The 22,045-nt window shown below is 68.4% G+C and carries 21 protein-coding genes; 10 read left to right on the top strand and 11 right to left on the bottom strand.

Translation table 11 applies throughout. The features are described from left to right. Positions 1-18: 18 nt before the first annotated feature. Positions 19-1,137 carry a succinyldiaminopimelate transaminase gene (dapC, locus tag F6B43_RS00605; protein ID WP_150447046.1) on the top strand — a complete coding sequence of 373 codons (1,119 nt, stop codon included), beginning with the start codon at positions 19-21 and terminating at the stop codon, positions 1,135-1,137. 49 nt (positions 1,138-1,186) lie between these two features. Here the strand turns inward: dapC and F6B43_RS00610 are convergent, their stop codons facing one another. After that, positions 1,187-1,864: a hypothetical protein gene (locus tag F6B43_RS00610; protein WP_150447047.1), complete on the bottom strand. Its 678-nt coding sequence runs from the start codon at positions 1,862-1,864 to the stop codon at positions 1,187-1,189. Between the two features lie 540 nt (positions 1,865-2,404). Between F6B43_RS00610 and F6B43_RS00615 the strand changes: the two genes are divergently transcribed. From F6B43_RS00615 to F6B43_RS00625, 3 genes are all read left to right on the top strand, one after another. After that, positions 2,405-3,700, top strand: a complete 1,296-nt coding sequence (locus F6B43_RS00615) for a citrate synthase (protein WP_150447048.1) — start codon at positions 2,405-2,407, stop codon at positions 3,698-3,700. Next, positions 3,701-4,462, top strand: coding sequence for a dimethylargininase (gene ddaH, locus F6B43_RS00620; RefSeq protein WP_150447049.1), 762 nt, complete (start codon positions 3,701-3,703; stop codon positions 4,460-4,462). It abuts the gene before it with no gap. A gap of 242 nt (positions 4,463-4,704) precedes the next feature. Beyond that, a complete protein-coding gene (locus F6B43_RS00625; protein ID WP_150447050.1) occupies positions 4,705-6,312 on the top strand; it encodes an L-lactate permease in 1,608 nt (535 codons plus the stop codon). A 21-nt stretch (positions 6,313-6,333) separates the two neighbouring features. Here F6B43_RS00625 and F6B43_RS00630 read toward each other — a convergent pair whose 3' ends face one another. From F6B43_RS00630 to dapD, 4 genes are all read right to left on the bottom strand, one after another. Next, a complete protein-coding gene (locus tag F6B43_RS00630; protein ID WP_150447051.1) occupies positions 6,334-7,944 on the bottom strand; it encodes a hypothetical protein in 1,611 nt (536 codons plus the stop codon). 99 nt (positions 7,945-8,043) lie between these two features. Beyond that, entirely contained in the window at positions 8,044-8,511 is a 468-nt protein-coding gene (locus F6B43_RS00635; RefSeq protein WP_150447052.1) for a hypothetical protein, read from the bottom strand. Between the two features lie 77 nt (positions 8,512-8,588). Further along, positions 8,589-9,386, bottom strand: a complete 798-nt coding sequence (ppk2, locus tag F6B43_RS00640) for a polyphosphate kinase 2 (RefSeq protein ID WP_150448337.1) — start codon at positions 9,384-9,386, stop codon at positions 8,589-8,591. Positions 9,387-9,430: 44 nt separating this feature from the next. Continuing rightward, on the bottom strand, positions 9,431-10,387 hold the full coding sequence (gene dapD, locus F6B43_RS00645; protein WP_150447053.1) for a 2,3,4,5-tetrahydropyridine-2,6-dicarboxylate N-succinyltransferase: 957 nt from the start codon (positions 10,385-10,387) through the stop codon (positions 9,431-9,433). A 53-nt stretch (positions 10,388-10,440) separates the two neighbouring features. Between dapD and dapE the strand changes: the two genes are divergently transcribed. The 3 genes from dapE to F6B43_RS00660 all read left to right on the top strand — a co-directional run bounded on the left by dapE (position 10,441) and on the right by F6B43_RS00660 (position 13,011). Continuing rightward, positions 10,441-11,517 (top strand): succinyl-diaminopimelate desuccinylase, encoded by a 1,077-nt coding sequence (gene dapE, locus F6B43_RS00650; protein ID WP_150447054.1) that lies wholly within the window; start codon positions 10,441-10,443, stop codon positions 11,515-11,517. Continuing rightward, the gene (locus tag F6B43_RS00655; protein WP_246159731.1) at positions 11,499-12,758 is read left to right on the top strand and encodes a hypothetical protein; all 1,260 of its coding nucleotides are present in this window, start codon (positions 11,499-11,501) and stop codon (positions 12,756-12,758) included. The genes dapE and F6B43_RS00655 overlap by 19 nt, the downstream gene beginning before the upstream one ends. Before the next feature lie 79 nt (positions 12,759-12,837). Next, positions 12,838-13,011: a DUF3117 domain-containing protein gene (locus F6B43_RS00660; RefSeq protein ID WP_127095811.1), complete on the top strand. Its 174-nt coding sequence runs from the start codon at positions 12,838-12,840 to the stop codon at positions 13,009-13,011. Between the two features lie 94 nt (positions 13,012-13,105). On the opposite strand, the gene F6B43_RS00665 is transcribed toward F6B43_RS00660, so the two are convergent. Beyond that, the gene (locus F6B43_RS00665; RefSeq protein WP_150447055.1) at positions 13,106-13,747 is read right to left on the bottom strand and encodes an O-methyltransferase; all 642 of its coding nucleotides are present in this window, start codon (positions 13,745-13,747) and stop codon (positions 13,106-13,108) included. A gap of 74 nt (positions 13,748-13,821) precedes the next feature. Between F6B43_RS00665 and F6B43_RS00670 the strand changes: the two genes are divergently transcribed. Then, on the top strand, positions 13,822-14,214 hold the full coding sequence (locus tag F6B43_RS00670; protein ID WP_246159732.1) for a twin-arginine translocase TatA/TatE family subunit: 393 nt from the start codon (positions 13,822-13,824) through the stop codon (positions 14,212-14,214). 23 nt (positions 14,215-14,237) lie between these two features. On the opposite strand, the gene F6B43_RS00675 is transcribed toward F6B43_RS00670, so the two are convergent. The 3 genes from F6B43_RS00675 to F6B43_RS00685 are packed head-to-tail and all read right to left on the bottom strand — an operon-like array spanning position 14,238 to position 17,225. Then, positions 14,238-15,389: a P-loop NTPase gene (locus F6B43_RS00675; RefSeq protein WP_150447056.1), complete on the bottom strand. Its 1,152-nt coding sequence runs from the start codon at positions 15,387-15,389 to the stop codon at positions 14,238-14,240. A 25-nt stretch (positions 15,390-15,414) separates the two neighbouring features. Then, complete coding sequence (locus F6B43_RS00680; protein WP_150447057.1) at positions 15,415-15,930, bottom strand: DUF1003 domain-containing protein; 516 nt, start codon at positions 15,928-15,930, stop codon at positions 15,415-15,417. Continuing rightward, entirely contained in the window at positions 15,930-17,225 is a 1,296-nt protein-coding gene (locus tag F6B43_RS00685; RefSeq protein ID WP_150447058.1) for a magnesium transporter MgtE N-terminal domain-containing protein, read from the bottom strand. The genes F6B43_RS00680 and F6B43_RS00685 overlap by 1 nt, the downstream gene beginning before the upstream one ends. A gap of 80 nt (positions 17,226-17,305) precedes the next feature. On the opposite strand from F6B43_RS00685, the gene F6B43_RS19795 reads away from it, so the two are divergent. Together F6B43_RS19795 and F6B43_RS00695 are read left to right on the top strand one after the other, a co-directional pair. Next, positions 17,306-18,037, top strand: a complete 732-nt coding sequence (locus F6B43_RS19795) for a YflT domain-containing protein (RefSeq protein WP_246159733.1) — start codon at positions 17,306-17,308, stop codon at positions 18,035-18,037. Positions 18,038-18,044: 7 nt separating this feature from the next. Beyond that, a complete protein-coding gene (locus F6B43_RS00695) occupies positions 18,045-18,710 on the top strand; it encodes an alpha/beta hydrolase family protein (RefSeq protein ID WP_150447059.1) in 666 nt (221 codons plus the stop codon). Between the two features lie 25 nt (positions 18,711-18,735). Here the strand turns inward: F6B43_RS00695 and F6B43_RS00700 are convergent, their stop codons facing one another. Together F6B43_RS00700 and F6B43_RS00705 are read right to left on the bottom strand one after the other, a co-directional pair. Continuing rightward, the gene (locus F6B43_RS00700; RefSeq protein ID WP_150448339.1) at positions 18,736-20,466 is read right to left on the bottom strand and encodes a gamma-glutamyltransferase family protein; all 1,731 of its coding nucleotides are present in this window, start codon (positions 20,464-20,466) and stop codon (positions 18,736-18,738) included. A gap of 86 nt (positions 20,467-20,552) precedes the next feature. After that, complete coding sequence (locus tag F6B43_RS00705) at positions 20,553-22,010, bottom strand: aminopeptidase P family protein (RefSeq protein WP_150447060.1); 1,458 nt, start codon at positions 22,008-22,010, stop codon at positions 20,553-20,555. Positions 22,011-22,045 lie beyond the last annotated feature (35 nt).

Genomic DNA, 22,045 nt, shown 5'->3' on the forward strand with positions numbered 1-22,045 from the left:
CGCGCCGGGCCCGCTGACATGGGCGTCTCGGACCTCGCAGACTACCCGTGGGACGCGGTGGCTCCGTACGCGGCGCTGGCCCGCTCCCACCCCGACGGCATCGTCGACCTGTCGATCGGCTCTCCGGTCGACCCGACGCCTGACATCGTCGCTGAGGCGCTGCGTGCGGCGACCGACGCCCATGCCTATCCCCAGACTGTGGGAACCCCGGCCCTGCGCGAGGCCATCGTCGATTGGTACGCGCGGCGACGTGCTGTGCCGAGTCTGACGCCTGCGCACGTGCTGCCCACGATCGGGTCGAAGGAGCTCGTCGCGCTGCTCCCGCTCCTGCTCGATCTCGGCCCTGGCGACATCGTCGTGCACCCCCGTGCGGCGTACCCCACCTATGAGGTCGGCGCACGCCTCATCGGCGCGACGCCCGTGGCGATCGACGACCCCGCGCACTGGCCTGTGGGCACGAAGCTGATCTGGATCAACTCTCCCGGGAACCCCGACGGCCGCGTGTGGGATGCCCCTTCCCTCCGCGTCGCCGTGCGTCGCGCACGCGAGCTCGGCGCGGTGATCGCGTCGGACGAGTGCTACGCGGAGCTCGGGTGGGACGCGCAGTGGGCCCACGAGCCCGTACCCAGCATCCTGCGCCCTGACATCATCGATGACGATGAACGCGGCGTCCTGTCCGTGTACTCGCTGAGCAAGCAGTCCAATCTTGCAGGTTATCGCGCTGCGTTCCTCGCCGGTGATCCCCGGATCGTCGAGCAGCTGCTCACGGCGCGCAAGCACCTGGGCCTGATGCCGCCGGCACCCGTGCAGGCCGCGATGGTCGCCGCGCTGGGCGACGATGCGCATGTCGCGGTGCAGAAGGAGCTGTACCGGCAGCGCCGTGCGGTGCTCAAGCCGGCTGTCGCGGCGGCGGGGTTCCGGATCGACCACAGCACGGCGGGTCTGTACCTCTGGGCGACCGAGGGGCGTGACGCCTGGGAGAGCATCGAGCGGCTCGCACGGCTCGGGATCCTGGCAGGACCGGGGCACTTCTACGGCAGCCATTTCCCCGAGCACGTGCGGTTCTCGCTCACGGCGACCGACGAGCGGATCGCCGCCGCCGCCGCCCGCTTGAGCGCACCTGCCGGGCCCCGCTGACCATCGTCCTCCGATGATGGTCAGCGGGGCCGCCCGCGGTGGGTGATGCCTATCGAACGGTGTCGAAGCGCTCGAGGACCTCACCGTCAGCGGTGAGGCCGGCGCGGATGGACTCGAGGAGGGGAGCGGACTGGAACCAGGCCTTGTAGACATACGTGAGCTCACGATGTCCTGCAAGAGGACCTTCGGCGGGGATCGGTGTGTCGGTGGCGTACGCGACCGACACGGCCATCGATGACTTGTTGAACGAGTCTGCCGGGGTGTAGGTGTAGCCGCACTGAACCCACGGCTGGTCCGGTGCCGCACCGGTCGAGATGGTCGTACCGTGCACTCTGGTCAGATCGTCGTACTCGTAGCTGTAGGCGAGGCTCTGAAGGCCTGCGAGCGGACCGGTGGTAGGGACTGGATATCCCGATCCGTACTGGACTGCCATCGCGTCAGTCCGGCCGAACCGGTCGTATCCGTACGAGCGCGTGACCCAGAGCTGACCGTCCACCGATGTCACCTTGCTGGTCAGTTGACCCGTCGAGTCGTAGTCGTACGCATAGCTCAGCTCACGAGGACCGTCGGCAGGGTAGCCGGGTCCGTACTGGACGGCCATCGTCGCGACGCGACTGTTCTTCTCGTGGTAGGTGTACCACCGCTGCACCCACAACGTTCCTGCCACCGTGTACTGCTCATGTGTGAGGTATCCGTACTGGTCGCTCTCATACGTGTAGTCATACACAGGAGGCAGATCCGGCTGTGCAAGCTCATCAACCTCTGATCCCGGCAACGACGTGTCGATTGATCCGGGCAACCACCCGTCATTCAAGGTGACCCGCTCGGCGCACACAGTCGACGAATCGGCCGGAGGCGGGGACGAGTCGGCGCTGGCACTCAGCGGAGCGAGTGCCACAGCGCCTAACGTTGCGATGGTGATGGAAGCGATTGCCGCGGGGAAAGAGAGCAGGCGGGATTTGTGCATACCAGTATGTTACACGCCGACCGCGACACGCAACAGGCTGGTGCCGATGGGAATGGGCGATGCCGGATGCGAAGGGGAAGGCCACGCAACCGGGTCCGCCGCGCGGAGTTAGGACCTTTCCTCCATGAGAGTCCCCAGGGCTTTGGCAGTTGCGATGGTTGGTCGATGCGGCCACTAGGCTGTAAAGACGCGGTAGCGGGCCATCCTCCGTCATCGCCACGGCACTCGGATCGGCCCCTTCGGGCCTTTCGGGCCGGCCGACGACACCCCGGATCGACCCAGAGATCGCAAGGAGGCGCCGTGAGCGACGCGGACATCCAGCAGAAGGCCACCCTGACCATCGGCGACCGGACGGCGGAGTTCCCCGTGCTGCCTGCGACGGACGGCGCGGCGAGTGTCGACATCTCGACATTCACCCGCCAGACGGGCCACACGACCCTCGACTACGGATTCGTCAACACGTCTGCGACGAAGTCCGCGATCACCTTCATCGACGGAGACAAGGGCATCCTGCGTTACCGCGGGTATCCGATCGAGCAGCTCGCGAAGAACAGCACCTACCTCGAGGTCGCGTGGCTCCTCCTCTACGGCGAGCTGCCGACGGCAGACGAGCTCGCGGCGTTCGATGAGCGCATCCGCCATCACACTCTGCTCCACGAAGACCTCAAGCGCTTCTTCTCGTCGCTTCCCACGACGGCACACCCGATGTCGGTGCTGTCGTCGGCCACAGCCGCCCTCTCGACGTACTACGAAGACGAGTCCGACCCCAACAACCCCGAGCACGTCGAGCTGAACACGATCCGGATGCTCGCGAAGCTCCCCGTCATCGCGGCCTACGCGCACAAGAAGAGCATCGGCCAGGCGTTCCTGTATCCCGATAACTCGCTGGGATTCGTCGACAACTTCCTCAAGCTCAACTTCGGGGTGCTGTCCGAGATCTACGACATCGACCCGGTCATGTCCCGCGCGCTCGAGCGGCTCCTGATCCTGCACGAGGATCACGAGCAGAACGCCTCCACCTCGACCGTGCGCCTGGTCGGCTCGACCGGGGCGAACCAGTTCTCGTCGATCTCGGCGGGCATCAACGCTCTCTACGGACCCCTGCACGGTGGTGCGAACGAGGCGGTTCTGGAAATGCTGGCGCAGATCCGAGACTCGGGTGAGAGCGTGCAGCGCTTCGTCGAACGCGTCAAGAACAAGGAGGACGGGGTCAAGCTCATGGGCTTCGGCCACCGCGTTTACAAGAATTACGACCCGCGTGCGCGCCTCGTCAAGGAGTCGGCCGATGAAGTGCTCGACGCGCTGGGCGTGAGCGACCCGCTGCTCGATCTCGCCAAGGAGCTCGAGCAGCTCGCGCTCGAAGACGACTACTTCAAGGAGCGTCGCCTCTACCCGAACGTCGACTTCTACACCGGTGTCATCTACAAGGCGATGGGCTTCCCGACGCGCATGTTCACGGTGCTGTTCGCAATCGGGCGTCTTCCCGGCTGGCTCGCGCACTGGCGTGAGATGCAGTCCGACCCGCAGACCAAGATCGGTCGCCCGCAGCAGCTGTACGTGGGCGCACCCGCGCGCGACTATCCGGGCGCGCGCTGAGTGGCGCGGCTGCTGGTCCGGCCACCGTCTCCGGCACTCGCCGACGGTGAGTTGACCCATCTCGACAGGGTTGAGGTCGACCCTGCGCGTGCTCGCGAACAGTGGCAGTGGTACCTCGAGGTGTTCCGCGGGCGCGGGTGGGAGATCATCGAGATCCCCGCGGCGGATGCTCAGCCCGACGGCGTCTTCGTCGAAGATGCGGTGATCGTGTTCGACCATCTGGCGGTGCTCGCCCGCGCCGGCGCGGAATCGCGACGGGGCGAGAAGCCGACGGTGCAGGCGGTGGTGGCGGCATCCGGTCTGGATGCCGTCGAGATCGTCGAACCCGGCACGCTCGATGGAGGGGATGTGCTGAAGGTCGGGCGCACCGTCTACGTCGGAGCGTCGCTGCGCACGAACTCCGAGGGGATCGCGCAGCTGCGCGCCGCGCTGGAGCCACGGGGGTGGACGGTGGTGCAGGTGCCCGTCACCAAGGTGCTGCACCTCAAGTCCGGGATCACGGCGCTGCCGGACGGCACGATCATCGGGTTCGAGCCGCTCGTGGACGACCCGTCGATGTTCGACCGATTCCTTGCAGTACCCGAAGAGCACGGCACCGCGGTCGTCGTGCTCGACGAATCGACCGTTCTCATGTCGGACGATGCTCCCGCGACCGCCGCGCTGCTGCGCGGCCGCGGCCTGGAGGTTCTGACCACGCCGGTGTCGGAGTTCGAGAAGCTCGAGGGCTGCGTCACCTGCCTGTCGGTACGTCTCCGCGACTGACCGCGCCCCCGCACCGCCGAGCCCGCACCGACACAGGACAACGCACGGAGGCAGGACGATCCTGCGCAGAACCTCCTGTTCTCGCGCGATCGCCTGTGTTCGTGCGGGGGAGGGCGGGTGCGCGATATCGCCGAGCCGGATTGATCCGGCGGCGGTGCGGGCTCAGTCGCCGATGACTCGCTATCGTGGCGCGTGGGCCTCACCATCGCCTGCGCGCGAGACCGACGAGACGGAGCTCTCCCATGTGGATGCAGAACATCGACCCGCTCGGGAGTGTGTGGCTCTCCGCGCTCGTTGCCGCGATCCCCATCCTCGTCTTCCTGGTGTGCCTAGTCGTCTTCAAGCTGAAGGGCATCATCGCCGCCATCATCGCGGTGGTGGTCGAGATCGTCGTAGCCATGGTCGTGTTCGGGATGCCGGCATCCGGCGTCGCCGGATCTGGCCTGATCGGGCTGCTCACCGCGATCTGGCCGATCGCCTACATCATCGTCATGGCGGTGTGGCTCTACCGGCTGGCCGTGGCGAGCGGCCGCTTCGACGTGATCCGCGCGTCGATCTCGGGTGTCTCGCCCGACCAGCGCATCCAGGTGCTTCTCATCAGCTTCGCGTTCGGCGCGTTCCTCGAGGGTGCTGCGGGCTTCGGTGTGCCGATCGCGATCTGTGCAGCGCTCCTGGTGCAGCTCGGCTTCAAGCCGGTCAAGGCGGCGATGGTCTCGCTCGTCGCGAACGTCGCGGCGGGCGCCTACGGGGCGATCGGCATCCCTGTCATCGTCGGCGCGCAGGTCGCCGGCATCGACGTGATGGACCTGTCGCGCACGATGGTGCTGGTTCTGCAGCCGCTCACGCTGCTGGTGCCGTTCCTGCTGGTGGTGATCCTCGACGGGTGGCGGGGCCTGCGTGAGACCTGGCCCGCGGCGCTCGTGGTGAGCATCGTCTTCAGCGGCGTGCAGGCCGGAGTGCTGTGGTTCCTCGGCCCCGAACTCGCCGACCTCGGCGCCGGCCTGGCGGCGATGGTCGCGCTCTTCGTCTTCGGGCGCGTCTGGCGCCCGAAGCACGTCTTCCGCGAGGACGGCGGCGAGGCACCGCCCGCCGAACGCCACACCGTCCGCGAGATCGCGATCGCGTGGAGCCCGTTCTACATCCTGACCGGGTTCATCCTCGTGTGGAGCATCCCGTGGTTCAAGCAGCTCTTCGCGGCAGCTGGACCGCTCGCAGGCGCGGTGTTCACATTCCCGATCCCTGGCCTCACCGGAGACGTCACGACCGCGAACGGAACCGTGGTCGCCACCACGTGGGACTTCACGCCGCTCAACGCCACCGGCACCGCGATCCTCCTCGCCGTCATCGTGTCGTTCTTGACGACGCCGTCGCTGAAATGGGGCGACCTCTGGCACGAACTTCGTCAGACACTGCGAGAGCTGTGGCAGGCGCTCGTGCTGATCGCGCTGATCCTGGTGCTCGCCAACATCGCGAATTACTCCGGGGGATCGGCAAGTATCGGGGCGGCGCTCGCCGGCGTCGGCTCGCTCTTCCCGCTCTTCGCGCCGATCATCGGGTGGATCGGTGTGTTCCTCACCGGGTCGGTCGTCAACAACAACACGCTCTTCGGACCGCTCCAGGTCGCGACCGCCGAGCGGATCGGCGTGCAGCCCGATCTGCTCATCGCCGCGAACACGGCGGGCGGGACGACCGCGAAGGTCATCTCTCCGCAGTCGATCGCGATCGCGGCGGGGGCGGTCGGCTTGTCGGGCCGGGAGGGCGAGATCCTGCGCGCTTCGATCGGCTACAGCCTCGGGATGCTGGCCGTCATCTGCGTGTGGACGTACACGCTGTCGCTGATCCTCGTCTGAGCGGGATCGCGCAGCCGGCGGCTAGGTTCCCGGATTCTCGTTGTAGAACGTCTTGATCGCCGCGAGCTTGCTCGGCTCGCTGTATACGAGCACGGTCTGACCCGGACCGCAGCCGAAGCTGCTGTCCGGGTTGCCGAACAGGCCCGTGATCACGGCAGTGCTGATCGCGGCCTCGTCGCCGTGATCGTTGATGTAGAAGAACTGGCCGCCCTCGGTCTTGGCGTAGGTCCGATTGGTCAACCAATACGAGGGCTGCGCATCGGCCGTGATCTGGATCAGACGGAACGGGCGTTCGGAGGTCAACGACAGGCGTCGCGCATCGGAGAAGGTCGAGTAGCCGAGCTCGACACCGGCGGGCAGGTTCTCGTCGAGGCACTGGGTCTCGGCGCTGCGAGCCGTCAGATAGTCGCCGGAGCCGGCGACTCCGGACACAGCGCCCGTCACCATGCCGGTGACGAGCAGCACGCCCGCGCCGATCGGCGCCACGCGAGGCACCCACCGTCGCGGCACCGCCAGAAGCACGAAGACCATCGGGCCGATGAGCACGAGCCACGCGTACAGGTAGTGAGTGATCAACAGTGCCGCCGTCGCCGACAGACCTGCCAGTGGGACCAGGCCGAAGTAGAGGCCGACCAGGGCCCGGTCGGTGGGGACCGCGCTGCGGTCGGCTCGCAGATAGCGCACCGCACCCACGATCGCGAACACCAGGCAGGCGACCGCGCACAGGGCGCCCACGGTGAGAACGATGCGCGTCGTCGTGTCCGCCACCATGAGCGCGAAGTGAGGCTCAAGGTCACCGAGCCTGCCGAGGAAGGCATCGAGGTCGATGTAGTTGAGCGGGGAGGTGCCCTGCAGCCTCGAGAAGAAGACGACCCGCACGGCGAGTGCCGTGAGCAGCAGAATGCCCGACACCGCGGCCGCACGTCGCGTGCTGCGGAAGCCGTGCCGGACACTGCGGACCAGCAGTACGAGGATCAGGGGAGGCACGCAGAAGACGAGGGCGAGTGGATTGGATGCTGCGGTCAGGACGATCGCTGCACCGAGCAGAACGCGCGACCGGGTCGAGCTCACGAGGTAGAACGAGGGGGCGGCGATCACCAGGAGGTACATGCCGAAGTAGTACGTGGGCGCGAGATGGTAGGACTGCAGCCAGCTGGTTCCGAGGAGCGGGAGGATCAGGAGCGGGAGCATCGCGATCCCCGCGCGCGCGAGCCACGTAGCCTGTCGCTCCGACGGATGCAGCAGGCGCACCAGCAGGTACAGTCCCAGGAAGAGCGCGGCGTTGTTGATGGCGGCGACGAACACGAAGTACGCCTGCACCGAGCCACCTGCCAGCACGTAGGCGAGGACGCTCATCGGGACTTCAGGAAACACGTACACCTGGGGCGAGAAGCTCCAGTCGAGCGTGCGCCCCGTGAGCATGTCGTGGACATACTGGAAGAGCACGCCGTTGTCGCTGTTCTGGAGCTCCCATGTGACGGGCCACGCCGTCGCGGTGTCGCCACCCGCGCGGGCGAGGACGATGAGCGCCGTGAGGACGGCGATCAGCGCGGTCGCGCCGAGGATCGCCGACGCAGCCCGCAGGCGCGCACCTGACGGTGCCGCCGCGCGCTCGAGTACTGGTTCCGTCAATGTGGCTACCAGAGAAGCGTAGCCAGTCCAGAGCGCCGAGCTCTACCGAGGGTCGCGGGGTCGCCCCGACACCTGGCAGGGGGGCGACCCGTCGTGGGGTCAGCGGCGCTGAAGGTCACCTTCGAAGCTGAACAGCCCCAGAAAGCCTCCCGACACACTGACCGATGCGATGGTGACCATCCCGTCCGCGTCGCAGCTCTTGGCCTGCACGCTCTGTGTGGATACCGGGACGCGTCCGTCGGGGGTGTCTTCGTATGTGGTCCACGAGAAAGCGCCGCTCGGGGAGATCTGCATTCCCTGATTCGACCCGGATGTCGTGAAATCGACTTCGGCTGAGCCCCAATACGTTCCGGTGGCGACCTTCGTCGTGACGAGGTCACCCGCCGTCCCGAGCTCGAGGTCGAAGGTGGCGGTGGAGTCGAATTTTGCGCTGGTGCCGGTGTAGCTGGCCCCGACCCAGGAGGCGGCGTGTGCTCCGCACACTCCGTCCTGCTCGGGCGCGACAGCCGGCGCAACCGTTGGGACGATACTGGCAAGAGCGAGCGCACTCGCGATCAGAATACTCATACTAGTATATTAAACGAAACGGGATCATTGGCAAGCCCGGTTGTCAGTTCGTGGCACGGGCACCGTGAACCTCGGGTTCAGCGCTTCTTGCGTGCCTCGACCGTCGCTGCGTAGTCGGGGACGTGCGAACTGAACTTCTGCGGGGGGCGGTTGTAAGTGCCCGCGGGCGGGCGCGCCGGGATATCGACCACCTCGCGCGCAACCGGACCGTAGGGGATCTGTGAGAGCAGATGCGCGATCATGTTGACGCGGCCGCGGCGCTTGTCCTCGTTGTCCACCTCGAACCAGGGAGACTCAGGGGTATCGGTGTGGACGAACATCGCGTCCTTGGCTCGCGAGTAGTCTTCCCACTTCGTGATCGACGAGACGTCGTTCGGGCTCAGCTTCCAGCGCCGCATCGGGTCTTCGGCGCGCGATCGGAACCTCTTCTCCTGCTCGATGTCGGAGACGCTGAACCAGTACTTGAGGAGAAGGATGCCGTCTTCGATCAGCATCCGCTCGAAGATCGGTGCTTGCCGCAGGAACCGCTCGTACTGTGCATCGGTGCAGTAGCCCATGACCCGCTCGACGCCGGCCCGGTTGTACCAGGAGCGGTCCATGAGGACGATCTCACCGGCGGCGGGCAGATGCGGCACGTATCGCTGGAAGTACCAGCGCGTCTTGTCGCGTTCGCTCGGAGTAGGCAACGCGACGATCCTCGTCACGCGCGGATTGAGGTACTCCGACACGCGCTTGATGGTCGAGCCTTTACCCGCTGCGTCGCGGCCCTCGAAGAGCACGACGACCCGAGCCCCGCTCTGCTGCACCCAGGCCTGCATGTCGACGAGCTCCGCCTGCAGTCGCATGAGTTCCGACTCGTAGAGCTTCTTCGGCATGCGCTTGCTCACGGGCGTTCCTCCTCGGAAAGGTTGGTGCGACTCTACGCGTGCAGCGCCTCGTTGAGGGTGACCCCCACGCCCGTGCGGCGCACCGCTTCGATCGCGCCGGTGAGCGAGTTGCGACGGTAGAGCATTCCGTCTCGCCCCGAGAGTTCCGCCCCCTTGACCGACGGGAGCGATCCGTCGTGCCGCGGCGCTTCGTCCGCCAGCACGATCTTCGAGCCGGCCGTGACGTAGAGGCCGGCCTCGACGACGCAGTCGTCACCGAGGGATATGCCGATGCCGGCATTCGCACCCAGCAGTGTGCGTCGCCCGATCGAGACACGGTGAGCGCCGCCGCCCGACAGCGTGCCCATGATGGAGGACCCACCGCCGATGTCGCTGCCGTCCCCGACGACGACACCCTGCGAGATCCGGCCCTCCACCATCGAGGAGCCGAGCGTGCCGGCGTTGAAGTTCACGAAACCCTCATGCATCACCGTCGTGCCCGGCGACAGATAAGCGCCCAGCCGCACGCGAGAGGCGTCGGCGATACGCACGCCGGGTGGCGTGACGTAGTCGAGGAGCCGGGGGAACTTGTCGAGTCCCTGCACCTGAATGCCGTCGCGCAGGAGGAACGGTCGCAGACGCGTGAGGTCGTCCGGGTGCATCGGACCCGCGGTCGTCCACGCCACGTTCGGCAGGTGGGCGAAGATGCCGTCGAGGTTCAGGGTGTTCGGCAGAGCGAGTCGGTGCGACAGGGCGTGCAGCCGAAGGTAGGCATCAGGGGTCGATGACGGCGGCGCATCCAGATCGACCTCGATCGCGAGCGTGTTGACCGTCACGCCACGGCGGTCGTCGGGCACAGCGAGCTGCTCGAGCTGCGCGGGCGGGATCGCCGGGTCGAAGCCGAGCGGCAGCCGCCCGACCTGAGGCTCGGGGAACCAGGCATCCAAGATCGTTCCATCGGCGGATGCCGTCGCCAGCCCGATTCCCCAGATCCATCTCTCATCGCTCATGCACCCACGGTAGCGAACGGATGGGCGTGGGACCCGGTCGGTAGACTCGGGGGATGCCGCAGCTCGACCTCTCCGCGTCGTCGATCGATCTCACCCGCGCGATCTGCGACGTCCCCAGTGTGTCCGGTGACGAACGAGCACTCGCCGACCTGATCGACGAGGCGGTGGGCGCTCTCGCCCATCTCGAAGTCTCACGCGACGGAGACACGATCGTCGCGCGCACGATGCTCGGCCGGGCACAGCGGGTCGTCATCGCGGGCCACATCGACACGGTGCCCATCAACGGCAACCTGCCCACGCGCGATATCGAGATCGACGGTCAGCCGTACCTGTGGGGGAGGGGCACGGTCGACATGAAGGCCGGTGTCGCGGTGCAGCTGAAGCTCGCCGCCGAGCTGACCGATCCCCGCGTCGACCTGACGTGGATGTGGTACGACCATGAAGAAGTGGATGCCGATCTGAACGGGTTGACCCGGCTGGCACGCATGCGGCCCGACCTGTTCGCCGGAGACTTCGCGATCCTCGGGGAGCCGACGGGCGCTCAGGTCGAAGGCGGTTGCAACGGCAACATGCGGGCCATCGTGCGCACGCGGGGCGTACGGGCCCACAGCGCACGGGCATGGATCGGCGAGAACGCGATCCACCGGGCCGGGGCCGTTCTCGAGCGGCTCTCGGAGTACCGCCCGCGCGAGGTCGCCGTCGACGGTCTCGAGTACAGAGAGGGACTGAACGCCGTCCGGATCCACGGCGGCATCGCGGGCAACGTCATCCCCGACCTCTGCGAGGTGGAGGTCAATTACCGATTCGCCCCGAGTCTGAGTCCCATCGACGCCGAGCAACATGTCCGCGACGTCTTCTCCGGCTTCGATGTCGATGTCGTAGACGTCGCACCCGGTGCGCGGCCGGGGCTGGACGCCCCCCTCGCGCGTGAATTCGTCGCGGCCGTCGGATCCGCTCCGAAACCGAAGTACGGCTGGACCGACGTCGCCCGGTTCTCGGCGATGGGGATCCCCGCCGTGAACTACGGTCCCGGCGATCCTCAGCTCGCGCACCACGACGAGGAGCGCGTGCCGCTCTCCCAGATCGAGGATGTCGAACGCGGACTCCGGTCGTGGCTGACGGCCTCCTGACTGAGCGCACGCAGAAGCGTCGCTGGAGCGCGCTGCCCGTCGCGGCGCGGATCGCGGTGCTCTACGTGGGCGCACGGATCGTCACGACCGGGTTCCTCCTGCTGGCCGCCGCGCTGTCGGGGGTCGGTTCTCGATTCGGCCCGGACGCCCGCATCGGCGATCTCATGGTCGGGTGGGACGCGCAGTGGTACTGGTTCACGGCGATCAACGGCTACCCCGCTACGCTCCCGCTCACCGCCACGGGTGCCGTCGCCGAGAACCAGTGGGCGTTCATGCCGGTCTACGCGTACCTGTCTTCCGCGCTGGGGGCGGTGTTCGGCTCGTGGGGTGCTGCCGCTGTCGTGATCTCGCTCGTCGCGGGGTACCTCGCCTGTCTCGTTCTCTATCGGATGCTGCGTCCCGCCGCTGCAGGCGAGTCCGGGAGCTCGCGGGCGGCCGTCGACGAGCAGACCGCGATGTGGGCGGTTGCCTTCTTCGCGTCCGCCCCGCTCGCGGCGATGTTCCAGGTCGGCTACGCGGAGTCGCTCTTCCTGCTGTGGCTGTTTCTGGCACTTCTCCTGGTGCAGCGCCGGCGGTACGGGTGGCTCTACCTGCTGATTCCGCTCATGGGCTTCACGAGGCCCGGCGTGCTCGCCTTCGCTCTTTTCCTGGGGCTGTTCGGCATTTCACGGTGGATTCGACGCCGTACCGAGCCGCTCGGTGTGCGCGAGACCGTGCACATCGTTGCGCTCAGTGCACTGGCCGTGGTGGTCGGATTCGCCTGGCAGGTCATCGCCGGCATCGTCACGGGCGATTCGGGCGCATACCTCGCGACCGAGCTCGCGTGGCGGAGGAACTGGCTGGCTGGCGGCGACAGCGGGTTCGTTCCGTTCGACGGGTTCTTTCGCGGTGCCGCGTTCTGGTTCGGTTCGTGGGGGCTGGGCGAGGTGACGGGATACGTGGTGCTCGCGGTGGCCGTGATGGCTGTCGCCGCGCTCCTGCTCTTCGAACCGCACGTACGCCGACTCGGAGTGGAGCTGCGGCTGTGGATCGCGAGCTACCTCGGATACCTGCTCGTCGTGTTCTTCCCTCAGTCGAGCCTCTTCCGCCTGCTGCTGCCGATCTCGCCCCTGTGGGGTGCGGCTGCGATGCCGCGTTCCCGAGTGTGGCGGGTCGGCGTCCTCGCCGCCTGCCTTCTCGGGCAGTGGTGGTGGATCTACAACATGTACGCGCTCGGGAACACGTATTGGCAGATCCCCTGAACCAACACCGCCGCGGAACTCCGGGACTCTCAGCGCACGATAAACTTAATGTGCAGACCTACGAGGAAAGGGAGCCACGATGGCAGCGATGAAGCCGAGAACCGGAGACGGACCGATGGAGGCCGTGAAGGAAGGGCGTCTGATCATCGTCCGGGTGCCGCTCGAAGGCGGCGGACGCCTTGTCGTCTCCGTGAATGACGCCGAAGCCAAGGAGCTCTACGACGTGCTGGGCGGGGTTGTCGCACCTGCCTGATCTCTGAGCACGCGATTCGTGGAACGGCCGGTCGGTTGACCGGCCGTTCCGTCGTTGCGGGGGGCCGGTGCCTTCGGGCCGGGACCTTTAGCCCTCAGTCGCGCGGGTCGGGGATCGTCGTCAGCTGAAGCAGTCCCTCGCCGACGATGGAGAGCGCGCCGATCACGGCAGGCGATGACTGCGTCTCGAGGATGAGTGAACGGTACGCCGTCGTCTGCGGGTCGCGGCGGACCGGGTCGGCCACGGCGCCCCCGCCGAGCACACGCGGCACGAGCACCGTTCCGCCGGGGCGAACGAGACGCAGTCCGTGCTCGACGTACTCGATGACACCTTCGGGGTCGGCATCCACCAGCACGATGTCGTACGAAGCCTCGTTCATGCGGGGGAGGACATCCGCCGCACGGCCGGTGATGAAGCGCGCGCGGGCGGGAGGGATCCGAGCGTCGGCGAACGCCTGACGCGCCGCGCCGAGGTGCTCGGGCTCGTTGTCGATCGTGGTCAGCGTCGCTCGCGGTGACCCGTGCAGGAGCCAGAGCCCCGACACGCCGGCACCTGTGCCGATCTCGACGATGTTCAGGGCTGCGGATGCTGCCGAGAGCACGGCGATCTGAGCTCCCACGGCGGCGCTCACAGGGGCTGCGCCGAGCTCCAGCGCGTGCGCCCTGGCGCGTGAGATGTGATCGGGCTCGACGACGGACTCGGCGGCGAATCTGTCGTTCGCGTCGTATCCAGCCATGCGTGCTCCTCCGCTGCCCAGACTACGCGGGCAGTCATAGGGAACACCTCAGGCGCGGCGGGTAATCTGAAGGCATGTTCTTCGGGCTCACGATCGAGAAGCTCCTGCTGATCGGCGTGATCGCGGCCGTCCTCATCGGCCCGGAACGGTTGCCCCGGTATGCCGAGGGCCTCGCGCACTGGGCTGGACGGGCACGGGATTTCCTCCGTGGCGCTCGGAGCCGGGTCAAGGAAGAGATGGGCCCCGAGTTCGACGACGTCGATTGGCGCAAGCTCGACCCGCGGCAGTACGACCCCCGCCGGATCATCCGCGAGGCGCTTCTGGATGACGCGCCCGTCCCCACGGTGAAAGCGGCAGCGACAGCGGCTTCGGTGACGGCGGCCATGACGGCAGCGGGCGCGGCGGCCATGGACCGCGGCGATGGTTCGCGCGCGGTCTCGACCCCGTTCGATTCCGAGGCGACCTGAGCAGCTGCGGCGCGGGTCGTCCGTCAGCGCGGGGAGAAGGGCAAGGCCTTGCCCTGAAGGCCGCGAGGCTGGGCGGCCAGTTCGGCCGCGAGCGAGGTGATCGCGGCCGCCGCCGGGTCGTCCGGATGGGCGAGGACGGCGGGTATGCCATCGTCACCGTCTGCGCGCAGCGCAGGACTCAGAGGAATCGACGCCAGCACGCGGACATCCTCGCCGTCAGACGAGAGCGCGCCCGCGACCTGCGCCCCGCCGCCTGCGCCGAACAGATCGAGCGTCGTGCCGTCGGGGAGGGTCATGGCCGCCATGTTCTCGACGACCCCGATGACGCGCTGACCGGTCTGGCGGGCGACGAGGCCGCTGCGGACGGCGACATCGGATGCCGCCGACTGCGGCGTCGTGACCACGAGCACATCGGCCTGGGGGAGCAGCTGCCCGACCGAGATCGCGACATCCCCCGTCCCCGGCGGCATGTCCAAGAGCAGCACGTCCAGGTCGCCGAAGTAGACATCGGTGAGGAACTGCTGCACGGTGCGGTGCAGCATCGGACCGCGCCACGCGACGGCGCCGAGCGGGCCGTCCGTCGTGCGCCTGAGGAACATGCCGATCGAGATCGCCTTCACCCCGTGGGCGACGGGCGGGAGCATCAGGTCATCGATGCGGGTCGGCGACGGCGGGAGCCCGTCGGCGTCCACGAGCCCGAGCAAGGCGGGGATCGAGAACCCGTGCACATCAGCGTCGACCAGGCCCACGGCCAGGCCTCGCGCGGCCAGGGCGACGGCGAGATTCGCGGTGACGGTGGACTTGCCGACACCTCCTTTGCCGCTGGTGACGGCGATCACGCGCGTGAGCGAACCAGGCCCGAACGGCATCTGCCTTGCTGCGCGACCGCCCCGGAGTCTGTCGGTGAGGGCGTGCCGCTCGTCGGGTGACATGACGCCGACAGTGAGATCCACCTGCGAGATCCCCGGGACGGATGCCGCGGCCGACCGCACCTCCGACTCGATGCGCGACGCCGCGGGGCATCCCACGATCGTCAGGGCGATCTCGACGCGCGCGACACTCCCGTCGACACCGATCCCGCGGACCATGTCGAGCTCGGCCAGTGGCCGGCGCAGTTCGGGATCGACGACGGCGCCGACGGCGTGACGGACGAGGTCGGCCGTATCGTCCGTCACCGGTCGCCGGTCATTTCTGCGCGCGTCACCGTTTCTGCGCCCCGGGCTCGTCCAGACGCTCCAGAAGCGCCTTGAGCTCTGCACGCAGCACGTCCTTCGTCATGACCTCATGATGGAAGTCGTTGACCGCCATCCGGAGGGCGACGATCTCGCGGGCCAGATACTCCGTGTCGGCGAGGTTGCGCTCGGCCCGCTGCCTGTCCTGCTCGATCTGCACCCGGTCGCGGTCGTCCTGCCGATTCTGCGCGAGGAGGATGAGTGGGGCGGCGTAGGAGGCCTGCAGCGACAGGATGAGCGTGAGCAGCGTGAAGTTGGTCGCCACCGGGTCGAACTGCATGTCGACGGGGGCGAGGGTGTTCCACAGCAGCCAGAGGGTGACGAAGATCGTCATCCCGATCAAGAAGCCCGACGTTCCCATTGCGCGGGCGAAGGCCTCGGAGAACCGCCCGAACCGGTCGCTGGAGGGCTGCGGGTTGCGGCTCAGCATGCCGGTGCGCCCGCGCGGCGCATCGAGCGTGGGCTGCCGCGAGGTGCGCGCCATCAGCGCCGCCTCGGAATGGAGGCCGTGGTGGGCGGCACGGCAGGCGTGGTGACGTCGTCATCGCCATCGTGCGAGCGCCAGTCCTCGGGAAGGAGGTAGTCGAGCACGTCGTCGACCGATACCGCGCCCACGAGGCGGCGCGCTTGATCCACCACCGGCAGTGAGACGAGGTTGTAGCTCGCCAGCATCCGGGCGACCTCCGTCGCGGAGGCCGATGCGGGAACCGGATCGAGGGTGTCGTCGATGATCGCGCCCAGGCGCTCGTGCGGCGGGTAGCGCAGCATCCGCTGGAAATGCACCGTCCCGAGCAGGCGGCCGGTGGGTGTCTCGTACGGCGGGAGAGTCACGAAGATGGCCGCAGCCAGTGCGGGGTGCAGTTCGTGGCGGCGGATGAGCGCCAGCGCTTCTGCGACGGTCGCGTCGGCGGACAGCACGATCGGCTCGGGGGTCATGAGCCCGCCTGCCGTATCAGGGAGGTATTTCAGCAGCGCACGGACGTCTTCCGCCTCTTCGGGCTCCATGAGCTCGAGGAGCTCTTCGCGCTGTTCCTCGGTGAGCTGGCCGAGAACGTCGGCCGCATCGTCCGGCTCCATCGCGTCGAGGATGTCGGCGGCGCGCTCGTCGCCGAGCGACTCGAGGATGTGAACCTGCTCCTCTTCCGGCATCTCTTCGAGGGCATCGGCCAGCCGATCGTCCGAGAGCTCGTCGACCACCTCGAACAGCCGTTCCTCCGGAAGGTCCAGGAGCGTGTTGGCCAGGTCGGCGGGCTTCATCTCCGAGTAGCTCGCGACGAGCTGCTCGGCGGACTGCGACTCGCCGGGCAGCTGCTGCTCGCGGACCTGCGACCACATCGCGAACGAGGTCGTGCCCTTCGCGAAGGGTGAGGCGCTGGTCTTGGGATGGCGCAGGAACAGCTGTCCGACGTCCCATTGCCCGAGACGGTCCCGCTCGATCGCGACGTCCTCGATCACGGCTTCGCCGGAGGTCCCGCTGAGCGACACACGGCGCCCCAGCATCTCGGCCATCACGCGCACCTCGCCGCCGCGCTGCTGAAAACGGCGCACGTTGATCAGGCCGGTCGTGATCACCTGACCTGTCGCGATCGAGGTCACCCGCCCGATGGAGACGAAGACGTGGCGGCGGCCGGGGATCTCGACGATCAGGCCGATCACGCGGGGCGGGTCATCTTTTCGATAGATGACCACGACATCGCGGACTTTGCCGAGACGATCACCCACGGGATCGAACACGGCGCAGCCGGCCAGGCGTGCGACGAAAACCCTCTGCGTGCTCACCGCTCCAGCGTAGCCCGGTGACGTGGGATCCTCGCGGGCCCGCTCGGAGTGGTCATAGGGGCGCGTGCGAAGATGGAGGCATGAGCATGATGGGCCCTCGAATTCCCCAGGGGCGCGGTGCGGTCGGCGAGACGATCGCTACCTACCCGACCTACGAGGCGGCGCAGAAGGCCGTGTCGGCGCTCATCGCCGGCGAGGTTCCCGCCAGAGAGATCGCGATCGTCGGCCAGGGCCTGCGATCGGTCGAACGGGTCACCGGCCGACTCGGCTACGCCGCAGCCGCGCGCTCCGGCGCCATCAACGGTGTGCTCCTGGGCCTCTTCTTCTCCGCGATCGTGGTGCTCGGAACGCCGTCGGTTCCCATCCAGGTCTTCGTCGGCGTGCTCTTCGTAGGTATCGCGATCGGGATGCTGCTGAGCATCGTGTCGTACTCCTTCGTCCGTCGGCGCAGAGACTTCGCGTCGGTTATGCAGGTGACCGCCGACAGCTACGACATCGCGGTATCGGCGAGCGCGATCCATCGCGCGCGGCAGATCCTCGGTGCGCAGAACGCGCCTGTGCCCGCGAGGCCGTCCGCTCCGCGTCCGCCCGCCGGGGGAACGGCTCCGACCCCGCCGGCAGACGTGCGGGCGGAACATGAGCCCGAGCGCCCGCGATACGGCGAGCGGGTGCCGCAAGATCCTGCGGAGCGCGCGCCGCAAGATCCTGCGGAGCGCGCGCCGGAACCCCCGGAGCAGGCTGTGCCTGCACCGGACGAGGGTGCTGCCGAGCCCGCCGCCGATCAGTCCGACCACACGACACCCTCCCGCTGAGCCGCTCGTGGACGAGCGGCTCGCCGTGACCCTGCCCGGCGGGGTCGTGGAGGTATCCGTCGACATCGACGCTCCCGACGATCCGTGGGCCGTGGTCGGTCTCGCCCACGGTGCCGGCGCGGGGATGCGGCATCCGTTCCTTCTCGGTGTATCGCGCGGGCTGCGATCTCACGGCGTCGCAACAACTCGGTTCACCTTTCCGTATCTCGAGGCGGGACGACGGATGCCGGGGCCGCCCGCGCACGCGATCGCCACGTGGGGCGCGCTGGAGGCGCGTGCCCGCGAGCTCGTGCCCGGTGTGCCGTTCTGGGCGGCGGGGAAGTCGTATGGGGGCCGGATGGCGTCGATGGCTGCGGCCGAGGGCGTGATCGATCCCGCGGGGCTCGTGTATCTCGGTTACCCGCTGCACCCGCCTGGTGACCCGTCCAGACCGCGCGTGGCCCATCTTCCGTCGATCGCCGCGCCCCAGCTGTTCGTGGAGGGCACGAACGACCCGTTCATCGATCCGCGCGCACAGCTGGAGGAGGCTGTCTGGTCCTGTCAGGACGCGCACATCGTGTGGATCGAGGGCGGCGGACACTCCTTCGAGGTGAAGGGCCGCAAGCGCCCGGCCGATGAGATCGGCGAAGAGCTCGCGGCGGTGGTCGCGGCGTTCTTGCGCGACCGGGTCTGACACGGACGGACAGCGGCGAGGGGGGTCAGCGACCCGCGGCGTACCCCTGCATGCCGCGTGGATTGGCTGCCGCCCACACGGTCGCCCGGTCGCGATCGATGCCGACCGCGGAGACGCGGCCCAGTGCCCATTCGCCCGCACGCGTGACGACATGGCCTCGGGCCTCGAGCTGGTCGATGATGACCTCGCCGATCCGCGCTTCCACAACGACACCGGCCGGTTGCCACGTGCGCGGCCAGAACGAGTCGATGAGGGCAGTGGTGTGCAGGCTCGGCGCGTCGATCGCCTGCTGCGGCGAGTACCCGCCGACCAGGACGCGCACCAGCACAGGGACCTGCCACTGCTCTTGCTGATCGCCGCCGGGGGTGCCCATCGCCATCACCGCCTGACCGTCTCGGAGCACGAGCGTGGGGGTGAGCGTCGTGCGCGGTCGCCGCCCCGGGTGCAGCGCCGACGGGGAGGCGGGATCCAGCCACGTCATCTGGAGTCGCGTGCCGAGGCAGAAGCCCAGTGTCGGGATCGTCGGCGAGGACTGCAGCCATCCGCCCGACGGTGTGACCGCGATGATGTTCCCCCAGCGATCCACGACGTCGATGTGGCATGTGTCGCCGCGGGTCTCGCCGGATCGCGCGACCGTCGGTTCACCGGTTCCCGCGGAAGCGGGCGCGGCGCCGTCCTCTCGCAGCGGAGGCCGGAACGGCTCCTGACCGCCCACCGCGCCCGGACGCCATTCGCGCGAGGCCGCCGCTCCGATCTGCGCGCGGCGCGCGGCGAGGTAGGAAGGCTCCAGCAGCTCCGGAAGGGGCACGTCACCGTCGCCGAAGTACGCGTCACGGTCGGCGAGGGCAAGCTTCAGAGCTTCGACGATCGCGTGAGCTCCCTCCGCCGTCGCGGGGTCGATCGCCGATGGCTCGAGCCCTTCCAGAATCAGCAGCGTCTGCAGGAGGGCAGGGCCCTGCGTCCACGCTCCTGCCTTCGCGACCGTGTGGCCCCACACCTCGACGGAGACCGCCGGCTCGTATCCCGCGCTGAATCCGGCGAAATCAGCCGGGGTGATGACGCCCGGATGATCGCGGCCGTCGGAGTGCCGGTGGGCTCGCGCCAAGAAGTCGGAGGCCTCGTGGGCGACGCGCCCGCGACGCCATTCGCGCAGCGCGGCATCGATGCGCGACGCGCGATCGGGGCTGCGCGTGCCGGCGGCGACGAGCTCCTCGAGAACCGCCGCGTAGGCCGGGTTGCGGACGATCGTTCCTGCGGCGGGAGCGGTGCCCTCCGGCATCCACAGCGCCGCGGATGACGGCCAGTCCTGCTGGAAGAGGTCTGCCACCCGATCGATCGTCGCGGCCGCGGTGGGCGAGAGCGCGTGACCGTCCCGCGCGTAGCCGATCGCGAACGAGAGGACGTCGGCGAGCTCCCACGTGCCGTGATCCCGCAGGAGAGTCAACCATGCGTCGACGGCACCGGGGACCGCGGCAGCGAGGCCACCGGCCCCGGGGACCGAGGTGAGTCCTTCGGCGCGGAAGTGTGCGATCGAAGCTCCCATGGGCGCCGGTCCCTGGCCCATCAGCACGACCGGAGTCGCCGGGTCCGCCGCCGTCGCGAAGATCCCGACGAGGTCGCCGCCGGGACCGTTCAGATGCGGCTCCACGACATGCAGGACGAAGCCGCCCGCCACCGCGGCGTCGAACGCGTTCCCTCCCCGCTCCAGGACGGCCTGCGCGCTCGCCGTCGCGAGCCAGTGCGTGGATGCTGACATCCCGAACGTGCCCTCCAGAGTCGGGCGGGTGGTGAACTCGTCGGGAGACGTGAAACCGGCCGGGGACGTGAACCCGCGCGGGGAGGTCACTCGCTGCGCAGCCGCGACACCCAGGCCTCGACCTCGTCGGCGGTGCGCGGAATGTCGGCCGAGAGGCTCACCGGCCCGTCGACGGTCATGAGGATGTCGTCTTCGATGCGCACTCCGATGCCACGGAACTCTTCGGGCACCGTGAGGTCGTCGATCTGGAAGTACAGCCCCGGCTCGATCGTGAAGACCATGCCCGCCTCGAGGACGCCGTCGTAGTACATCTCGCGGCGGGCCTGCGCGCAGTCGTGGACGTCGATTCCGAGGTGGTGGCTCGTGCCGTGCACCATGTAGCGCCGGTGCTGACCACCGAGATCCGCGTCGAGCGCCTCTTCCGCCGTGACCGGCAGCAGGCCCCATTCGGCCGTCCGCGCCGCGATGACCGCCATGGCCGCATCGTGCACGGCACGGAATCTCACGCCGGGCTGGGCGGCGGCGAACGCGGCGTCGGCGGCCTCGCGCACCGTCTCGTACACCAGCCGCTGGGTGGCGGTGAACGTGCCGCTGACGGGGATGGTCCGCGTGATGTCGGCGGTGTAGAGGCTGTCCACCTCGACCCCGGCGTCCACGAGGATCAGGTCGCCGGCGACGACAGGGCCGTCGTTGCGCGTCCAGTGCAGATAGCACGCGTGCGGGCCGGAGGCGGCGATCGTGTCGTATCCCTCCCCATTCCCGTCGGTGCGGGCGCGCTGGTGGAAGACACCCTCGACGACACGCTCGCCGCGGGGGTGCGCGATGATGCGCGGAAGGTCGGCGACGATGTCGTCGAAGCCGAGCGCTGTCGCCTCCACCGCCGATCGCATCTGGGCGATCTCGTAGTCGTCCTTGGTGAGGCGGAGCTCCGAGACGAAGCGGGTGAGGCCGGCGTCCTCGTCGACGACGAGGTCGTCCTCGCGCTCTTCGAAACCGTCGATGTGCGCGGTGGCGACACCGAGGTCGGCCGCCACTCCGGTCAATGCGGGTCGTGGGCCGATCCAGAACTCGCCGATCGAGGCATCCCCGTAGAACTCCGTCGTCGTCCGGTCTGCCCGCTCGCGGAAGTAGAGGGTGACGTCATGCCCTCCGGCATCGTTCGGATCGAAGACGAGAACGGCGCCCGGCTCGGAGTCCGATCCCCAGCCGCTGAGGTGGGCGAAGGCCGAGTGAGCGCGGAAAGGGTAGTCCGTGTCGTTGCTGCGCACCTTGACCTCGCCCGCCGGCACGACGAGCCGCTTGCCCGGGAAAGCCGCCGAGACGACGTCGCGGCGAGCGGCGGCGAACGGCGCCTGCACGCGCTGCGGCGGGAGTGTCTCCGGCCGTTCGGCCCACCCCGTCGAAATGGTGTCGAGGAAGCCCTTCGGAAACGGCTGGCGCCGGTTGGTGACGGCGTTGGGCTGCGGCGCGTCGCTTTGCGCCCCTGCCTCCGCGAGTGCCTCGGTCGTGCCGGTCGCCATCGTGCTGTCGCCTGAGGTGTTCATGCCCTCATTGTCCCACTCGGCCGCGCGCGTGTGTC

It is taken from the genome of Microbacterium rhizomatis (assembly GCF_008710745.1).
In the GTDB taxonomy this organism is placed as follows: domain Bacteria; phylum Actinomycetota; class Actinomycetes; order Actinomycetales; family Microbacteriaceae; genus Microbacterium; species Microbacterium rhizomatis.